Source organism: Microbacterium sp. No. 7 (genome assembly GCF_001314225.1).
Taxonomy (GTDB): Bacteria; Actinomycetota; Actinomycetes; order Actinomycetales; family Microbacteriaceae; genus Microbacterium.
The window spans coordinates 2717067-2732919 of sequence record NZ_CP012697.1; the positions used below are offsets into that span (position 1 = coordinate 2717067).

Below are 15853 nucleotides of genomic sequence, written 5' to 3' on the forward strand. Positions count from 1 at the left end.
GTCAGATTCCTTCGTTCACTTCTTGGGTCACGTCTTTGGTGACGGAGGGGTCGATCAGCACGTCGTCGCCGTCGATCGTGACTTCGTAGACGGGCACCGGCTCGAACGCCGGGAGATTGCGCGGGTGTCCGGTCCGCAGCGAGAAGGCCGAGCCGTGGGCCCAGCACTCCAGCGCGTCGCCCTCGACGAAGCCGTCGGAGAGCGACACGTCGCCGTGCGTGCAGCGATCGCCGATCGCGTGCACCTCACCGTTGCCGTCGAGCACGACGGCGATGGCGACGCCGTCGACCTCGATCCGCACCGCGGTGTCGGTCGTGAGGTCGCTGAGGCTCAGAACCCGCTGGACGGTCATGCATCGGCTCCGCTGGCGAGCTCTTCCTCGATCGCGGCCGTGAGCTCCTCCTCGAGGGCGGGGATGCCGGTCTTCTGCGCGATCTCGCCGAGGAAGCCCAGCACGACCAGGCGGCGCGCCTCGTCCTCGGGGATGCCGCGCGCCTGCAGGTAGAAGAGCTGCTCGTCGTCGAAGCGGCCGGTCGCGCTCGCGTGCCCCGCGCCCACGATGTCGCCGGTCTCGATCTCCAGGTTCGGGATCGAGTCGGCGCGGGCGCCCTCGGTCAGCACGAGGTTGCGGTTCGCCTCGTAGGAGTCGGTGCCCGTGGCGTCCGGGCCGATCAGCACGTCGCCGATCCACACGCTGTGCGCCTCGGCGCCCTGCAGGGCGCCCTTGTACAGCACGTCGCCGACGGTGTGCGGCCCCTTGTGGTGCAGGTAGACCTGGCTCTCCAGGTGCTGGCCGCCGTCGGCGAACGACAGCCCGTAGAGCTTGCCGTCGGCGCCGGGGCCGGCCAGCTCGACCGACGGGTTCACCCGCACGACGCCGCCGCCGAGGCTCACGACGACGTGGGTGAGCGACGCGTCGCGGTCGACGCGCGCCTGGTGCGCCGACACGTGCACGGCGTCGTCGTCCCAGCGCTGCACCGTCACGAGGTTCAGCGCCGCGCCGTCGCGCACGATGATCTCGACGTTCTGCGCGTACTGCGCCGTTCCCGAGTGGTAGAGCAGCACGGTCGCGCGCGCGTGCGGCAGCGCCTCGACGATCACGTGGGCGTGGGCGAGCCCGCCCGTGCCCGTGACGTCGACGCGCACGGGCGCGTCGAGCTCGGCGTCGGCGGGGATGCGCACGTGCAGCGCGTTCGCGGCGTGCTTCCAGGCGAGCGCGCTCGGCAGGTCCTCGGGGCGGAAGTGCTCGCCGCGCACGGCCGCGTCGTGACCCATCGATGCGACGATCACGCCCTCGGGCACGCCGTCGGTGCCGTACGCGACGGCACCCTCGGCCGTGGGCTCGTCGGCCAGCAGGGCCTTCAGCCGCGCGACGGGCGTGTGCTTCCAGTTGACCTCGCGGCCCGTCGGCTGGCCGAAGTCGGCGGGGTCGTACGAGGTGGGGCGCTCGGAGCGCGTCTGCACCGGGACGAACGCGGCGGCAGGGTCGATGTGCCCCTCGCGCGCGGGGGCTGTCGTGGCGGTCGTCATCAGCCGACGGATCCTTCCATGCCCATCTCGATGAGCTTGTTGAGCTCGAGGGCGTACTCCATGGGCAGCTCGCGGGCGATCGGCTCAATGAAGCCGCGCACGATCATCGCCATCGCCTCGTCCTCGGGCATGCCGCGCGACTGCAGGTAGAACAGCTGCTCCTCGCTCACCTTCGAGACGGTCGCCTCGTGGCCGAGCTGCACGTCGTCGACGCGGATGTCGATCGCCGGATACGTGTCGCTGCGCGAGATGGTGTCGACGAGCAGCGCGTCGCAGCGCACCGTGTTGGCCGAGTGATGCGCGCCTGCATCCACCCGCACCTCGCCACGGTAACCGGCGCGACCGCCGCCGCGCGCGATCGACTTGGAGACGATCGACGACTGCGTGTAGGGCGCCTGGTGGATCATCTTCGCGCCCGCGTCCTGGTGCTGGCCGGGGCCCGCGAAGGCGACCGACAGCGTCTCGCCCTTGGCGTGCTCGCCCACGAGGAAGATCGACGGGTACTTCATCGTCACCTTGGAGCCGATGTTGCCGTCGACCCACTCCATCGTCGCGCCCTCGTGCGCGACGGCGCGCTTGGTGACGAGGTTGTAGACGTTGTTCGACCAGTTCTGGATCGTCGTGTAGCGCACGCGCGCGTTCTTCTTCACGATGATCTCGACGACGGCCGAGTGCAGCGAGTCGCTCTTGTAGATCGGGGCCGTGCAGCCCTCGATGTAGTGCACGTACGAGTCCTCGTCGGCGATGATGAGCGTGCGCTCGAACTGGCCCATGTTCTCGGTGTTGATGCGGAAGTAGGCCTGCAGCGGGATCTCGACGTGCACGCCCTTCGGCACGTAGACGAACGAGCCGCCCGACCAGACGGCCGTGTTGAGCGCCGCGAACTTGTTGTCGCCCGCGGGGATGACGGTACCGAAGTACTCCTCGAAGAACTCGGGGTGCTCGCGCAGCGCCGTGTCGGTGTCGAGGAAGATGACGCCCTGCGCCTCCAGGTCCTCGCGGATCTGGTGGTACACGACCTCCGACTCGTACTGCGCCGCGACGCCCGCGACGAGACGCTGGCGCTCGGCCTCGGGGATGCCCAGGCGCTCATACGTGTTGCGGATGTCCTCGGGGAGGTCCTCCCACGACTGCGCCTGCTTCTCGGTGGAGCGCACGAAGTACTTGATGTTGTCGAAGTCGATGTCGCTGAGGTCGGCGCCCCACGTCGGCATGGGCTTGCGCCCGAACAGCTGCAGACCTTTCAGGCGCGTCTTCAGCATCCACTCGGGCTCGCTCTTGAGCGCCGAGATGTCTCGCACGACGGCCTCGCTCAGACCGCGCTTGGCGCTCGCGCCGGCGGCGTCGGGGTCGTGCCAGCCGAACTCGTACACGCCGAGGCCTTCGAGCTCCGGGCGGTCGATCAGCACATCGGACATGAGCTTCCTCCTTATGGACCCGAACGGTGTCATCCGTCCCGGCATTCCCTTGCTCTCGGGAGTGGACGAGAGAGGATGCCGCTTGCCGGGCCACATTCACGGCACGTGCATCGCGCCTAGACTGGGCTGGACGACGGTGCCCTGCGGCGGCCCTCGTCCAGCATCCAAGTCTACAGGCAACGCCCGACCCGGGCATGGCCGTGCGCCCCACCCGGGCGCGTGTTACGAGGGGGGCGACGCGCATGAGCGACGCACGGACCATCGACCGACCGCGCGGACGCTCCGCCGCCTGGCTGCCCGAGCGGGTCGACGGGCGCATCCGGCTGCTCGCGTGGCTGAACCTCATCGGCAACGTCGTCATCATCGGCACCGGCGGCGCCGTGCGGCTCACCGGATCGGGCCTCGGCTGCCCCACGTGGCCGATGTGCACGCCCGAGTCCCTCGTGCCGACCGCCGCGCTCGTCGACGACGGCATCCACTCGCTCATCGAGTTCGGCAACCGCATGATGAGCCCGATCCTCGGGATCCTCGCGCTCGTGCTGCTCGTCCTCGTGTGGCGGCTGCGGGAGAGCCGCCGCGACCTGTTCGTGCTCGCGTGGATCATCATGGGCGGCATCGTCGCCCAGGCCGTCGTGGGCGGCATCACGGTGCTGACGGGGCTCAACCCGTACATCGTCGGCTTCCACTACATCGCGTCGCTCGTGCTCGTGTGCGTCTGCACGGTCGTGGTCGTCCGCTGCCACGACGGGGCCGGCGCCCGCGAGCGGGCCGTCCCCGCGTGGTTCGCCGTCCTCAGCCACGTCACGGGGCTCGCCCTCGCCGTCACGATCGTGTTCGGCGTGCTCACGACCGGATCCGGCCCGCACTCGGGCGATGCGACCGTCGTGCGCGACGGCTTCGACGCCTCCCTGCTCGCGCACGTGCACTCGTGGCCCGGCTACATCCTCGCGGGGCTGGTCCTCGTGCTCACGATCGCGGCGTTCGCGCTGCGGCTGCCGCCGCGCGCCTGGCTCGTCGCCCTCGCCGTCGTGATCGCCGTACAGGTCTTCGTGGGCGTGTGGCAGGCGCGCGAGGGACTGCCGCCGCTGCTCGTCGGCGTCCACATGGTGCTGGCCGCGATCTCGGCGTCCGTCTACACGGTCGTCGTGCTGCGCCTGAAGAGGCGCGTCGCGGGCTGAGCCGCCGGCCGTCTCCCCGGCGGTCTCTCGGCCGCGATCCGGAGGACTCCGCGCGCCCTCGACCGCACCGTACGACGCGTCGCCCCTCGCTTCGCAGTGCCCGATTTCTTCTGAACGAAATATAGTTTGTACGTAAAGTGCAATAGGGTGGGCACGACCGCGCGAACGTGCGAGCGAGATCGACGACGATCGGAGGCCGAGGTTGAGGACACACACCCGTATTCGGCGAGGAGCGCCCGTTGCGGCGCTCGCGGTGGGCTTGGCGCTGATCGCGTCAGGATGCACGGCGGCCGGCGAGAAGGACGGAACCGTCACGCTCGTCATGGCCGACGGCTTCTCCGCGAAGCACCCCGTGGGCAAGGGCGGATCGCAGGTCTTCCTCGAGTACATCCGAGAGCACGGGCCCGCCGTCGGGCTCGAGCTCGACTACTACGGCGCCGGCCAGCTCGGCAGCCAGGCCGACATGCTGAACCTCGTGCGCACGCGCGCCGTCGACATCGGCTACCTCGTGCCGTCGTATCTGGCCAACGAGGTGCCGCTCACGGGCATCGGCGACCTGCCGGGTCTCGCGGAGGACACGTGCGAGGCGAGCGACATCATCGCCGGCACGATGCGGCCGGGTGGCTTCGTCTATGAGAACGAACTGCACGCGCGCAACATCCAGGTGCTGTGGGGAGGACTCATCGCCGATCTCGAGGTGATCACCTCGACGCAGCAGATCACGACGCCCGACGATCTGCACGGCCTGCTCATCCGCAGCGCGGGCGGCATCAGCGACCGCGTCATCTACGGTCTCGGCGCCGCACCCGTGCAGCTGCCCTCCGGCGACATCTACGAGGCCGTCGCGCGCGGCACCGTCGCGGGCCTCACGACCTCCCCGTACGTCATCAACGCGTACGGACTCGTCGATGAGATCGGCTACAGCACGGCGGGTGCCAACCTGGGGGCGACGAGCTTCTACCTCACGATCAACCACGAGGCGTGGGAAGAGCTCGACGAGGCGCAGCAGGCGGTGCTGGTCGAGGCGTCCGCGCTCGCACACGACGGCACGTGCGAGACGCTCGCCGAAGCGAACGCCGGCGCGACCGGCACGCTCGAAGACGCGGGCGTGGTCTTCACTCCCGTCGACGACAGCAATCGCGCCCAGTGGAGCGGAGCGCTGGAGAACATCCGTGAGAGCTGGGTGAGCGACCTGGAGAGCGTCGGCATCCCCGCCGGCGACGCTCTCGCCGATGTCGAGCAGCGTCTGACAGGAGGAGACCGATGAACGCCACCGCCCCGACCGCTCACGCCGAGACCGGCGTCGAACGCACGCCCTTCGGCTATATCACCGCAACGCACCCTCGGCTCGACCGCATCCAGAACGCGATCTCGGCCGTGTGCGCCGTCATCGCGAGCATCGCGATCGTGCTCACCACGATCCTCGTGATCGTGGGCATCGTGGCGCGCGCCGTCTTCGACGCGCCCATCGGCTGGTCGGTCGCCTTCATCGAGATGTACCTTCTGACCGCGACGGCGTTCTTCGGGATCGTCGCCGCCTATCGCGGCGGCGCGCACATCGCCGTGGTCAGCCTGTTCAACAGGATGCCGGAACGCGCGAAGAAGCCGCTGCTCGTGCTCAGCTACGTGGCCGTGCTCATCGGGCTCGGCTCCCTGTTCTGGGCCGGCATCTCGGGCACGGCGTACGCGATCGCCATCTCGATGGGCCCCGTGCCGGGATCGTCGGAACTGCTCATCCCCGGGTGGATCATGCAGATCATCGTGCCGATCTCGATGGGACTGGGAATCGTCGTGGTCGGCATCGACCTGGTCCGCGAGGTCTTCTCTCCCTGGGACGCGCCGCGCACGAACTACGAGCCCGGCGATGACGTCGACGAGGCGATCGCCGCGGTCCCCGTGCTCACCGACGACGCGTTCGACACCGACGCGCCACCGACGACCGCCGTGACGCAGATTCCCGGTGGCCGCAAGAAGGGAATCCGCTGATGCTCGCGCTGATGCTCCTGGCCGTTCTCGTCGTCCTCATCATGCTGCGCGTGCCGGTCGCCTTCGCGATCCTCGTCGCCGGCCTGGTGGGCCTCATCGCCCAGTTCTCCGCCGAGGGCGTCGTCGGCGTCATGGAGGTGATCCCCCTCGGCTCCGTGCAGAGCCTGTCGCTGACGGCGATCCCGCTGTTCATCCTGATGGCGCACTTCATGCTGCTCTCCGGAATGATGGATGCCCTCTTCACGACCGCCCGCACGTGGTTCGGGCGCCTGCCGGGCGGCACCGGCGTCGCGTCGATCGCGGCCGGCGTCGGCTTCTCGTCGGTCTCGGGCTCGTCGACAGCGGCGGCCGCGACCCTCGCCCAGACAACGACCAAGCAGATGATCCGCGAGGGGTACCGTCCCGAGACCGCGTCGGGCATCGTGGCATCGGTCGGCACGCTCGCCGGAATGATCCCGCCGAGCGTCATCCTGGTCTTCTATGCCATCACAGCCGAGGCCAACGTCGGCGACATGATCATCGCGGGCCTCGTGCCGGGCATCATCATCGCGGCGGCGCTGCTGTTCACGATGTACCTGCCGGCGATCCTGCGCCGCGTGACCCTGCCCTCGGGCGAGGCCACCGACTGGTCGAGCAAGCTCAAGAGTCTCGCGAACGCGCTGCCGATCTTCGCGATCTTCATCGTCGTGATCGGCCTCATCTTTCTCGGCATCGCGACGCCGACGGAGTCGGCCGCCGTCGGCGCCCTCGCGGCGTTCGTCTACGCGGCGCTGCGCGGCAAGGCCACGCTCTACGGCATCTGGCATTCGCTCCTCGACACGGTGAAGTCGACCGGCATGATCTTCGCGATCGTGATCGCCGCGCACGTCTTCGGCTACGCGTTCGCCAAGACCGGCAGCACGGCGGAGCTCGTCGCGTGGGTCGGCGGGCTCGACGTGCCGCCGCTCGTCATCATGCTGATCCTGCTGGTGCTCTACATCGTGCTCGGTTTCTTCATGGACCAGCTCGCGATCATCGCGCTCACGGTGCCCATCGTGCTGCCGCTCGTCGTGCTGCTGGGCTATGACGCGGTGTGGTTCGGCGTGTTCATCGTGCTCATGGGCGAGATCGGCCTCATCACGCCGCCCCTCGGCCTCAACATCTTCGTCGTCGCGCGTTCGGCGCGACGAGACACGGTGGAGGTGTTCCGGGGTGCCGCGCCGTACGCGATCGCGATGGCGATCGTGGCCGTGGTCTTCATCCTGTGGCCCGAGATCGTGCTCTGGCTGCCGAACGCGATGTAGCGCACTCCCGCCAGCAACACGTTGCGGCCGGTCCCTCACACGAGGGGCCGGCCGCACTGGCCTGCTCAGACGGTCAGAACGGGAGCAGCGGGTCGATCGCGATCGCCACGAACAGCAGCGTGAGGTAGGTGATCGACGCGTGGAAGACGCGCATGGGCTTGATCTGCTCGCCGCGCACCGAGCGGTTGTAGAGGATGTGCGACTCGACGACGAACCAGCCGCCGAAGACGAGCGCCGAGACCGTGTAGACGAGTCCCATGGGCGCCACGGGGATGAGCAGCAGCGACGCGGCGAGCGTCGCCCAGGCGTAGAGGATGACCTGCAGGCCGACCTGCGTGCTGTCGCGCGTCGCGCCGAGCATCGGCACGTCGACGTCCTCGTAGTCGTCCTTGTACTTCATCGACAGCGGCCAGTAGTGCGGGGGCGTCCAGAGGAAGACGACGAGGAAGAGGATCCACGGCGCCCAGGTGAGCGATCCCGTGACGGCCGACCAGCCGATGAGCACCGGGAAGCAGCCGGCGATGCCGCCCCACACGATGTTCTGCTCGGTCCGGCGCTTGAGGATCATCGTGTAGACGACGACGTAGAAGAAGATCGCGAACGCGCTCAGCGCCGCGGCGAGCCAGTTCGTCGTGACGGCGAGCCAGACGGTGGACGCCACGGCCAGCACCCACGAGAAGACGAGCGCGGCGCGCGGCGAGACCTCGCCCGTGACGATCGGCCGGTTGTCGGTGCGCGCCATGTGCGCGTCGATGTCGCGGTCGAGGTACATGTTGAACGACGCGGCGGAGCCCGCGCTCAGCGATCCCCCGATGACGGTCGCGAGCACGAGCCACAGGTCGGGCATGCCCTGCTGCGCGAGGATCATGACCGGCACGGTCGTGACGAGCAGCAGCTCGAGCACCCGGGGCTTGGTCAGCGCGACATAGGCGCGGATCGTCCTGCCGATGCGGCGACGCGTGGTCGCCGAGTCCGTTTCGGGCGCGCGCGTACTCGTCATGTGAACTGGCCACCTCCGGGGTCCCGCCAAGTCTAGGCCATGGCCCGGTTCCCCGCCCCTCCGTTCCGCGCCCCTTCGATATGCTGTTCGGGCGCCCGTGGCCGACACCCCTTCACCTCCAGACCCGGCCTCCCGTCCAGATCCAGCTTCCCGGAACGGGGGGCGAGTCGCCCGCGGCGCTCGAATGAAAGGCGACCGACGTGTCGGAACTGCAGTGGGATGAGATCGATCGACGTGCCGTGGACACGGCGCGCGTGCTGGCGGCGGATGCCGTGGAGAGGGTCGGCAACGGCCACCCCGGCACCGCGATGAGCCTGGCACCGGTCGCGTATCTGCTGTACCAGCGCGTGCTGCGCCACGACCCGGCCGACACCGACTGGCTGGGACGCGACCGGTTCATCCTGTCGGCGGGCCACTCGTCGCTGACGCAGTACGTGCAGCTGTACCTGGGCGGGTTCGGCCTCGAGCTCGACGACCTGAAGGCGCTGCGCACGTGGGGCTCGAAGACGCCCGGGCACCCGGAGTACGGCCACACCAAGGGCGTGGAGATCACGACGGGTCCGCTGGGCCAGGGTCTGGCCTCCGCGGTCGGGTTCGCGTACGCGGCGCGCTACGAGCGCGGCCTGTTCGACCCGGAGGCCCCGGCCGGCACCTCGCCGTTCGACCACTTCGTGTACGTGATCGCCGGCGACGGCGACCTGCAGGAGGGCGTGACCAGCGAGGCGGGCTCGCTGGCGGGCCACCAGCGGCTGGGCAACCTGATCGCGATCTACGACTCGAACCAGATCTCGATCGAGGACGACACGACGATCGCGTTCACGGAGGATGTGCGGGCCCGCTACGAGGCGTACGGCTGGCAGGTGCTCGAGGTCGACTGGAAGAGGACCGGCGCATACGTCGAGGACGTGCAGGAGCTGTACGCGGCGATCGAGCAAGCCCGGGCCGAGACCGGCCGCCCGTCGCTGATCATCCTGAGGACGATCATCGGATGGCCCGCCCCCGGCAAGCAGAACACGGGCAAGATCCACGGCTCCGCCCTGGGCGCCGACGAGCTGGCCGCCACGAAGACCGCGCTCGGCTTCGACCCGGAGCAGGCCTTCGAGGTCGCGGACGACGTCATCGCGCACACCCGCGGCCTGGCCGGCCGTGCCGCCGAGGCGCGCGCCGCCTGGCAGGCCTCGTTCGATGCGTGGGCCGCCGCGCACCCGGAGCGCAAGGCCCTGCTGGACCGCCTCGAGGCGCACGCGCTGCCCGAGGGGATCGAGGACGCGCTGCCCGTGTTCGAGACCGGCAAGGACGTCGCCACCCGGGCGGCGTCGGGCCAGGTCATCAACGCCCTGGCCGCCGAGCTCCCCGAGCTGTGGGGCGGATCGGCCGACCTGGCCGAGTCGAACCTGACCACGATCAAGGGCGCGAAGAGCTTCGTCCCCGCGGAGTGGTCGACCCACGAGTGGTCGGGCGACCCGTACGGGCGCGTGCTGCACTTCGGCATCCGCGAGCACGCGATGGGCGCGATCGTCAACGGCATCGTGCTGCACGGCCCGACGCGCGCCTTCGGCGGCACGTTCCTCATCTTCAGCGACTACATGCGCCCCGCGGTGCGCCTGGCGGCGCTGATGAACGTGCCGAGCGTGTTCGTGTGGACGCACGACTCGGTCGCGCTCGGCGAGGACGGCCCGACGCACCAGCCGATCGAGCAGCTCGCCTCGCTGCGCCTCATCCCGAACTTCACCGTCGTCCGTCCGGCCGACGCGAACGAGACCGCGGCCGCGTGGCTGGAGATCCTCCGCCGCCACGGCGGGCCCACGGGCATCGCCCTCACCCGGCAGAACGTGCCCGTCTTCCCGCGCGGCGAGGACGGCTTCGCGACGACCGAGGGCGTCGCCAAGGGCGCGTACGTGCTCATCGACGCCCCCGGGCTCGAGGACGGCGCGCACCCCGACGTGATCCTGGTCGCGACCGGCTCCGAGGTGCAGCTCGCCGTGCAGGCGCGCGAGACCCTCGCCGCCGAGGGCGTGAGGGCCCGCGTCGTCTCGGCTCCGTCACTGGAGTGGTTCGCCGAGCAGGACGAGGCGTACCGCGAGAGCGTGCTGCCGTCCGCGGTGACCGCCCGCGTGTCGGTCGAGGCCGGCACGACCCCGCTGTGGAAGAGCGTCGTGGGCGACCGCGGGCGCACCGTCGGCATCGACCACTTCGGCGCCTCCGCCGACTACAAGACCCTGTTCCGCGAGTTCGGCGTCACCGCCGAGGCGGTCGTCGACGCCGCCCGGGCGACGCTCGCGGACGGCTGACCCCCTGCTGGACTCCACGCTCCGAAGGAAGAAACGCATGACCTCCCCTACTCAGGCTTTGTCCGTTGCCGGTGTGAGTATCTGGCTCGATGATCTGTCGCGTTCCCGGATCTCGTCCGGGAATCTGGCCGATCTGGTCGCCACGCGTGATGTCACGGGTGTGACCACGAACCCGACGATCTTCCAGGGCGCGATCGGGAACGCGTCGGACGACTCGTACCGGGAGGCGCTGTCCCGGTTGGCCGCGGAGGGCGCGGACGCGGATGCGGCGATCTTCGCGCTGACGACCGCGGACGTGCGTGACGCGGCCGATGTCTTCCGCCCCGTCTACGATGCCACGCGCGGTGTGGACGGGCGGGTGTCGATCGAGGTGTCTCCCGACCTGGCGCACGACACGGCCGCGACGGTGACGGAGGCGAAGCGGTTGTGGAAGGCGGTGGATCGTCCGAACACGCTGATCAAGATCCCGGCCACCAAGGCGGGCCTGCCCGCGATCACCGAGGTGATCGCGGCCGGTATCAGCGTGAACGTGACGCTGATCTTCTCGCTGGAGCGTTACGCCGAGGTCATCGACGCGTACCTCGCCGGACTGGAGCGTGCCCACAGCGGCGACTTTGACCTCGCGAGCATCCACTCGGTCGCCTCGTTCTTCGTCTCCCGGGTGGACACCGAGGTCGACAAGCGCCTGGCCGCGATCGGCACACCCGAGGCGCTCGCGCTGAAGGGCAAGGCCGGCATCGCCAACGCCCGCCTCGCGTATGAGCTGTACGAGCAGAAGTTCGCCGGGAAGCGCGCCCGCGACCTGGTCGCCGTTGGCGCGAACGTGCAGCGCCCGCTGTGGGCCTCCACCGGGGTGAAGGATCCTGCGCTGCCGGACACGCTGTACGTGACCGAGCTGGTCGCTCCCGGCACCGTGAACACGATGCCCGAGAAGACCCTGCAGGCCACGTTCGATCACGCCGTGGTCACCGGCGACACGATCACGGGCGGGTACGCTGCCGCGCACGGCGTGTTCGATGCCCTCACCCGTGCGGGCGTCGACTTCGCCGACGTGACCCAGGTCCTTGAAGACGAGGGCGTCGACAAGTTCATCGCCTCCTGGCACGACCTCCAGAACACCGTGGCCACCGCACTCGACGAGGCCCGCCGGTGACGGACGGCCGGCGTTCGAGCGGGATCCGCTCGTGACCGGCGCTCCCATCGCGCGCGGCGTCAACCCGCTGCGCGACGACGACGACCGGCGTCTCAACCGCATCGCGGGCCCCAGCGCGCTCGTGATCTTCGGCGTCACGGGCGATCTGTCGCGCAAGAAGCTCATGCCGGCCGTGTACGACCTGGCCAACCGCGGACTGCTGCCGCCGGGCTTCGCGCTCGTCGGCTTCGCGCGCCGCGACTGGGCCGACCAGGACTTCGCCGAGGTCGTCTACGACGCGGTGCGGCAGCACGCCCGCACGCCCTTCCGCGAGGAGACGTGGAAGCAGCTTCTGCAGGGCATCCGCTTCGTCTCCGGGCAGTTCGACGACGCCGCGTCGTTCCGACGGCTGCGCGAGACGGTCGAGCGGCTCGACGCGGAGCGCGGCACGATGGGCAACCACGCGTTCTACCTGTCGATCCCGCCGAAGGACTTCCCCGTCGTCGCACGGCAGCTCAAGGACTCGGGGCTCGTCGACGACCGCGACGCCGACAGCTGGCGCCGCGTCGTGATCGAGAAGCCGTTCGGCAGCGACCTGCAGACGGCGCGCGAGCTGAACCAGGCGCTCGAGGTCGCGTTCCCGTCCGACTCGATCTTCCGCATCGACCACTACCTCGGCAAGGAGACGGTGCAGAACATCCTCGCGCTGCGCTTCGCGAACGAGATGTTCGAGCCGATCTGGAACGCGAACTACGTCGACCACGTGCAGATCACGATGGCCGAGGACATCGGCGTCGCCGGGCGCGCCGGATACTACGACGGCATCGGCGCGGCGCGCGACGTCATCCAGAACCACCTGCTGCAGCTGCTCGCCCTCACCGCGATGGAGGAGCCGATCTCGCTCGACGCGAAGTACCTGCGCGCCGAGAAGGAGAAGGTGCTCGCCGCCGTGCGCGTGCCCGACGACCTGTCGACGGCGACCGCGCGCGGTCAGTACGCGGCGGGCTGGCAGGGCGGGGAGCAGGTGACCGCGTTCCTCGACGAGGACGGGATGGACCCGCGCTCGACGACCGAGACGTACGCCGCCATCAAGCTCGAGATCGCGACGCGGCGCTGGGACGGCGTGCCGTTCTACCTGCGCACCGGCAAGCGGCTGGGGCGGCGCGTGACGGAGGTCGCCGTCGTCTTCAAGCGCACGCCGCAGCACCTCTTCCAGCGCCATCACACGCCCGAGCAGGGCCAGAACGCGCTCGTGATCCGCATCCAGCCCGACGAGGGCGTGACGATGCGGTTCGGCTCCAAGGTCCCGGGCTCGGCCACCGAGGTGCGCGACGTGACGATGGACTTCGGCTACGGACACGCGTTCACCGAGTCGAGCCCCGAGGCGTACGAACGGCTCATCCTCGACGTGCTCCTGGGCGACGAGCCCCTGTTCCCGCGGCACGAGGAGGTCGAGCTGTCGTGGCGCATCCTCGATCCGGTCGAGCAGTACTGGGCCTCGCTCGACACGCCGCTGGAGCAGTACTCCCCCGGCTCGTGGGGCCCGCCGTCGGCCGACGAGCTGCTCGCCCGCGACGGCCGGGTCTGGAGGCGACCGTGATCATCGATCTTCCCGACACGACGGTCTCGCAGGTCGCGCGCGCCCTCGTGCGCCTGCGCGAGGAGGGCGGCGCGGTCGCCCTGGGCCGCGTGCTCACGCTCGTGATCGTGACGCGGCCCGGTCACGCCGAAGAGGCGATCGAGGCCGCCAACGACGCGTCGCGCGAGCATCCCATGCGCGTCATCGTGGTGATGGCCGACGCCGACGCCGACGCGCGCGTGGACGCGCAGATCCGGGTCGGCGGCGACGCCGGGGCGAGCGAGGTGGTCGTGCTCAGCGCCGGCGGCGGCGCAGCCTCCGACGAGGCCGGCCTCATCACCGGCCTGCTGCTTCCCGACGCCCCCGTCGTCGCATGGTGGCCGCACGATCCGCCCGCCGAGCCGTCGGCCTCGCCGATCGGCCGGATCGCGCAGCGCCGCATCACCGATGCCGCGACGCCGCCGTACACGTCGCTGCGCCTCACGCAGCTCGGCGAGACCTACGCCCCCGGCGACACCGACCTCGCGTGGACCCGGCTCACGCACTGGCGCGAGCAGCTCGCCGCCGTGCTCGACCAGCCGCCCTACGAGCCCGTCACCTCCGTGCAGGTCGTCGGCGCCGGGAGCTCGCCCTCGACGGCGCTGCTCGCGGCGTGGCTGCGCCTGAAGCTGCGCGTGCCGGTCGAGCTCGTGTACGCGTCGGCCGAGGAGTGGGACCACGGCATGCGCCTCGTGCGCCTCACGCGCCCGAGCGGCGACATCGTGCTGGAACGGTCGAACGACCTGGATGCCACGCTCACGCAGCCGGGGCAGCCGTCGCACGACATCGTGCTCGCACGCCGCACGCTGCGCGAGTGCCTCGCCGAGGAGCTGCGCCGTCTCGACGCCGACGCGCTCTATGGTCGAGTGATCACCGTAGGCTGGCACGAGCTGGACCCGCCGACGAGCCTCTGAGGAGCGAAGAAGCCGTGAACCGCAGCGAGAAGCGCGTCGTCGTCAGCGCCGACGCGACCCAGTTGGCCCTGACCGTCGCGCAGCGCTTTCTGAACGTCATCGGATCGACGATCGCGAGCGGGGAGACGGCCCACGTCGCGCTCACGGGCGGCACGACGGGAACCCGCGTGCTGGAGGCGATCGGCATGCACCCCGACCGGCTCACGATCGACTGGTCGCGCGTGCACTTCTGGTGGGGCGACGAGCGCTTCGTCGCGTGGGACAGCACCGAGCGCAACGAGCAGGCGGCACGCGCCGCCTTCCTGCGCCACATCGACGTGCCCGGCTCCCACGTGCACGCGATCGCGGCGTCCGACGAGGGCGTCACGCTCGAACAGGCCGCGGACGCGTACGCCGTGGAGCTCGCGCGCTTCGGAGGCGAGGCGCAGGCGTGGCCCTCGTTCGACGTGTGCTTCCTCGGCGTGGGCCCCGACGGGCACGTGGCGTCGCTCTTCCCCGACCGGGGCGAGATCCAGGTGCGCGACCGCTCGACGGTGCCCGTGCGCAACTCCCCCAAGCCGCCGCCGGAGCGGGTGAGCCTCACGCGCCCCGTGATCAACGCGGCGCAGCGGGTGTGGATGGTCGTCGGCGGCGCCGACAAGGCGTCGGCGCTGGGTCTCGCCCTCGCGGGCGCCAGCTACGAGACCGTGCCCGCCGCGGGCGCCAAGGGCCAGCTCGACACGGTGTTCTTCATCGATCGCGCGGCCGCGCGCGACGTCCCGGCCGACCTGATCGAACAGGACGAGGACTGATCAGTCCGTCTGACCGCGGCGCTCGCGCAGCTGCTTGAGCGCGTCGTCGAGCAGGGCCTCGGCCTCTTCCTCGGTGCGGCGCTCCTTGACGTAGGCCAGGTGCGTCTTGTACGGCTCGGTCTTGGTCAGCGCGGGCGGGTTCTCCCTGTCGCGGCCGGCGGGCAGGCCGGAGTGCGGCGAGTCGATCGTCTCGGGGATCTCCTCCTCGCTGATCCCCGCGGCGAAGTAGCGCACCGTCTCGTTGCCGAGCGCGTCCCAGTACGACACGGCGATGCGGTCGGCGTGGTGGCCGTGATCCTGCTCGCCCATCGGGCCCGCGCCGACGCGGGTGCCCCGGATCGCGTTGCCTCCCGTCGCCATCAGATGCCCTGGAACTTCGTGATCAGGCCGAGCGCGACGATGGTGAGGAACCACACGAGCGCGAGGATCACGGTGAACCGGTTCAGGTTGCGCTCCGCGAGGCCCGAGGCGCCGAGCGACGAGCTCATGCCGCCGCCGAACATGTCGGAGAGGCCGCCGCCGCGCCCCTTGTGGAGCAGGATCAGCAGGGTCAGCAGAAGGCTGGTGATGCCCAGCAGAATCTGCAGGATGTACTCGAGGATCTGAAGCTGCACAGTTTTGAGGCCTTTCGCGGCGATCGTGCGGATCGCACAAGGGATCAGTATACCGGCGTGGTGCGGGTGCGCTCTTCCGCGCACCCGCACCACGCCGC

General features: G+C 70.1%; 15 protein-coding genes. 9 read left to right on the forward strand and 6 right to left on the reverse strand.

Annotation, left to right across the window (positions count from 1 at the left end; genetic code table 11):
- Nucleotide 1 precedes the first annotated feature (1 nt).
- Genes AOA12_RS12625 through sufB form a run of 3 tightly spaced genes read right to left on the reverse strand, consistent with a single transcriptional unit; the run spans nucleotide 2 to nucleotide 2948 of the window.
- Nucleotides 2-352 carry a non-heme iron oxygenase ferredoxin subunit gene (locus tag AOA12_RS12625; protein WP_054683245.1) on the reverse strand — a complete coding sequence of 117 codons (351 nt, stop codon included), beginning with the start codon at nucleotides 350-352 and terminating at the stop codon, nucleotides 2-4.
- The gene (sufD, locus tag AOA12_RS12630; RefSeq protein WP_054683247.1) at nucleotides 349-1530 is read right to left on the reverse strand and encodes a Fe-S cluster assembly protein SufD; all 1182 of its coding nucleotides are present in this window, start codon (nucleotides 1528-1530) and stop codon (nucleotides 349-351) included. Before sufD ends, AOA12_RS12625 begins: the two co-directional genes overlap by 4 nt.
- Nucleotides 1530-2948, reverse strand: coding sequence for a Fe-S cluster assembly protein SufB (gene sufB, locus AOA12_RS12635; RefSeq protein ID WP_054683249.1), 1419 nt, complete (start codon nucleotides 2946-2948; stop codon nucleotides 1530-1532). The genes sufD and sufB overlap by 1 nt, the downstream gene beginning before the upstream one ends.
- Before the next feature lie 242 nt (nucleotides 2949-3190).
- Between sufB and AOA12_RS12640 the strand changes: the two genes are divergently transcribed.
- From AOA12_RS12640 to AOA12_RS12655, 4 genes are all read left to right on the forward strand, one after another.
- Nucleotides 3191-4126 (forward strand): COX15/CtaA family protein, encoded by a 936-nt coding sequence (locus AOA12_RS12640; protein ID WP_054683252.1) that lies wholly within the window; start codon nucleotides 3191-3193, stop codon nucleotides 4124-4126.
- A gap of 253 nt (nucleotides 4127-4379) precedes the next feature.
- Nucleotides 4380-5393: a TRAP transporter substrate-binding protein DctP gene (dctP, locus tag AOA12_RS12645; protein WP_156366494.1), complete on the forward strand. Its 1014-nt coding sequence runs from the start codon at nucleotides 4380-4382 to the stop codon at nucleotides 5391-5393.
- The gene (locus AOA12_RS12650) at nucleotides 5390-6112 is read left to right on the forward strand and encodes a TRAP transporter small permease (RefSeq protein WP_082406230.1); all 723 of its coding nucleotides are present in this window, start codon (nucleotides 5390-5392) and stop codon (nucleotides 6110-6112) included. The genes dctP and AOA12_RS12650 overlap by 4 nt, the downstream gene beginning before the upstream one ends.
- Nucleotides 6113-6123: 11 nt before the next feature.
- The gene (locus AOA12_RS12655) at nucleotides 6124-7395 is read left to right on the forward strand and encodes a TRAP transporter large permease (protein ID WP_231637081.1); all 1272 of its coding nucleotides are present in this window, start codon (nucleotides 6124-6126) and stop codon (nucleotides 7393-7395) included.
- Between the two features lie 73 nt (nucleotides 7396-7468).
- Here the strand turns inward: AOA12_RS12655 and AOA12_RS12660 are convergent, their stop codons facing one another.
- Nucleotides 7469-8395, reverse strand: coding sequence for a heme o synthase (locus AOA12_RS12660; RefSeq protein WP_054683258.1), 927 nt, complete (start codon nucleotides 8393-8395; stop codon nucleotides 7469-7471).
- Between the two features lie 200 nt (nucleotides 8396-8595).
- Between AOA12_RS12660 and tkt the strand changes: the two genes are divergently transcribed.
- From tkt to pgl, 5 genes are read left to right on the forward strand one after another with little or no spacing between them, the layout of a single operon-like run.
- Nucleotides 8596-10686 carry a transketolase gene (gene tkt, locus AOA12_RS12665; protein ID WP_054683260.1) on the forward strand — a complete coding sequence of 697 codons (2091 nt, stop codon included), beginning with the start codon at nucleotides 8596-8598 and terminating at the stop codon, nucleotides 10684-10686.
- 37 nt (nucleotides 10687-10723) lie between these two features.
- Entirely contained in the window at nucleotides 10724-11839 is a 1116-nt protein-coding gene (tal, locus tag AOA12_RS12670) for a transaldolase (protein WP_054683262.1), read from the forward strand.
- Nucleotides 11840-11870: 31 nt separating this feature from the next.
- Nucleotides 11871-13418: a glucose-6-phosphate dehydrogenase gene (gene zwf / locus AOA12_RS12675; protein ID WP_054683264.1), complete on the forward strand. Its 1548-nt coding sequence runs from the start codon at nucleotides 11871-11873 to the stop codon at nucleotides 13416-13418.
- Complete coding sequence (locus AOA12_RS12680) at nucleotides 13415-14350, forward strand: glucose-6-phosphate dehydrogenase assembly protein OpcA (protein ID WP_054683266.1); 936 nt, start codon at nucleotides 13415-13417, stop codon at nucleotides 14348-14350. The genes zwf and AOA12_RS12680 overlap by 4 nt, the downstream gene beginning before the upstream one ends.
- A 14-nt stretch (nucleotides 14351-14364) precedes the next feature.
- On the forward strand, nucleotides 14365-15141 hold the full coding sequence (gene pgl / locus AOA12_RS12685) for a 6-phosphogluconolactonase (protein ID WP_054683268.1): 777 nt from the start codon (nucleotides 14365-14367) through the stop codon (nucleotides 15139-15141).
- Here the strand turns inward: pgl and AOA12_RS12690 are convergent, their stop codons facing one another.
- Both AOA12_RS12690 and secG read right to left on the reverse strand, forming a co-directional pair.
- Nucleotides 15142-15501 (reverse strand): RNA polymerase-binding protein RbpA, encoded by a 360-nt coding sequence (locus AOA12_RS12690; RefSeq protein WP_054683271.1) that lies wholly within the window; start codon nucleotides 15499-15501, stop codon nucleotides 15142-15144.
- Nucleotides 15501-15755 carry a preprotein translocase subunit SecG gene (gene secG / locus AOA12_RS12695; RefSeq protein ID WP_054683273.1) on the reverse strand — a complete coding sequence of 85 codons (255 nt, stop codon included), beginning with the start codon at nucleotides 15753-15755 and terminating at the stop codon, nucleotides 15501-15503. The genes AOA12_RS12690 and secG overlap by 1 nt, the downstream gene beginning before the upstream one ends.
- Nucleotides 15756-15853: the final 98 nt, after the last annotated feature.

What these genes read in the sequence shown, in the direction of transcription:
- AOA12_RS12660 (WP_054683258.1), bottom strand. Translation starts at nt 8,395, where the DNA reads ATGACGAGTACGCGCGCGCCCGAAACGGACTCGGCGACCACGCGTCGC.
- sufD (WP_054683247.1), bottom strand. Translation starts at nt 1,530, where the DNA reads ATGACGACCGCCACGACAGCCCCCGCGCGCGAGGGGCACATCGACCCT.
- AOA12_RS12655 (WP_231637081.1), top strand. Translation starts at nt 6,124, where the DNA reads ATGCTCCTGGCCGTTCTCGTCGTCCTCATCATGCTGCGCGTGCCGGTC.
- AOA12_RS12690 (WP_054683271.1), bottom strand. Translation starts at nt 15,501, where the DNA reads ATGGCGACGGGAGGCAACGCGATCCGGGGCACCCGCGTCGGCGCGGGC.
- AOA12_RS12625 (WP_054683245.1), bottom strand. Translation starts at nt 352, where the DNA reads ATGACCGTCCAGCGGGTTCTGAGCCTCAGCGACCTCACGACCGACACC.
- AOA12_RS12640 (WP_054683252.1), top strand. Translation starts at nt 3,191, where the DNA reads ATGAGCGACGCACGGACCATCGACCGACCGCGCGGACGCTCCGCCGCC.
- sufB (WP_054683249.1), bottom strand. Translation starts at nt 2,948, where the DNA reads ATGTCCGATGTGCTGATCGACCGCCCGGAGCTCGAAGGCCTCGGCGTG.
- tal (WP_054683262.1), top strand. Translation starts at nt 10,724, where the DNA reads ATGACCTCCCCTACTCAGGCTTTGTCCGTTGCCGGTGTGAGTATCTGG.
- AOA12_RS12650 (WP_082406230.1), top strand. Translation starts at nt 5,390, where the DNA reads ATGAACGCCACCGCCCCGACCGCTCACGCCGAGACCGGCGTCGAACGC.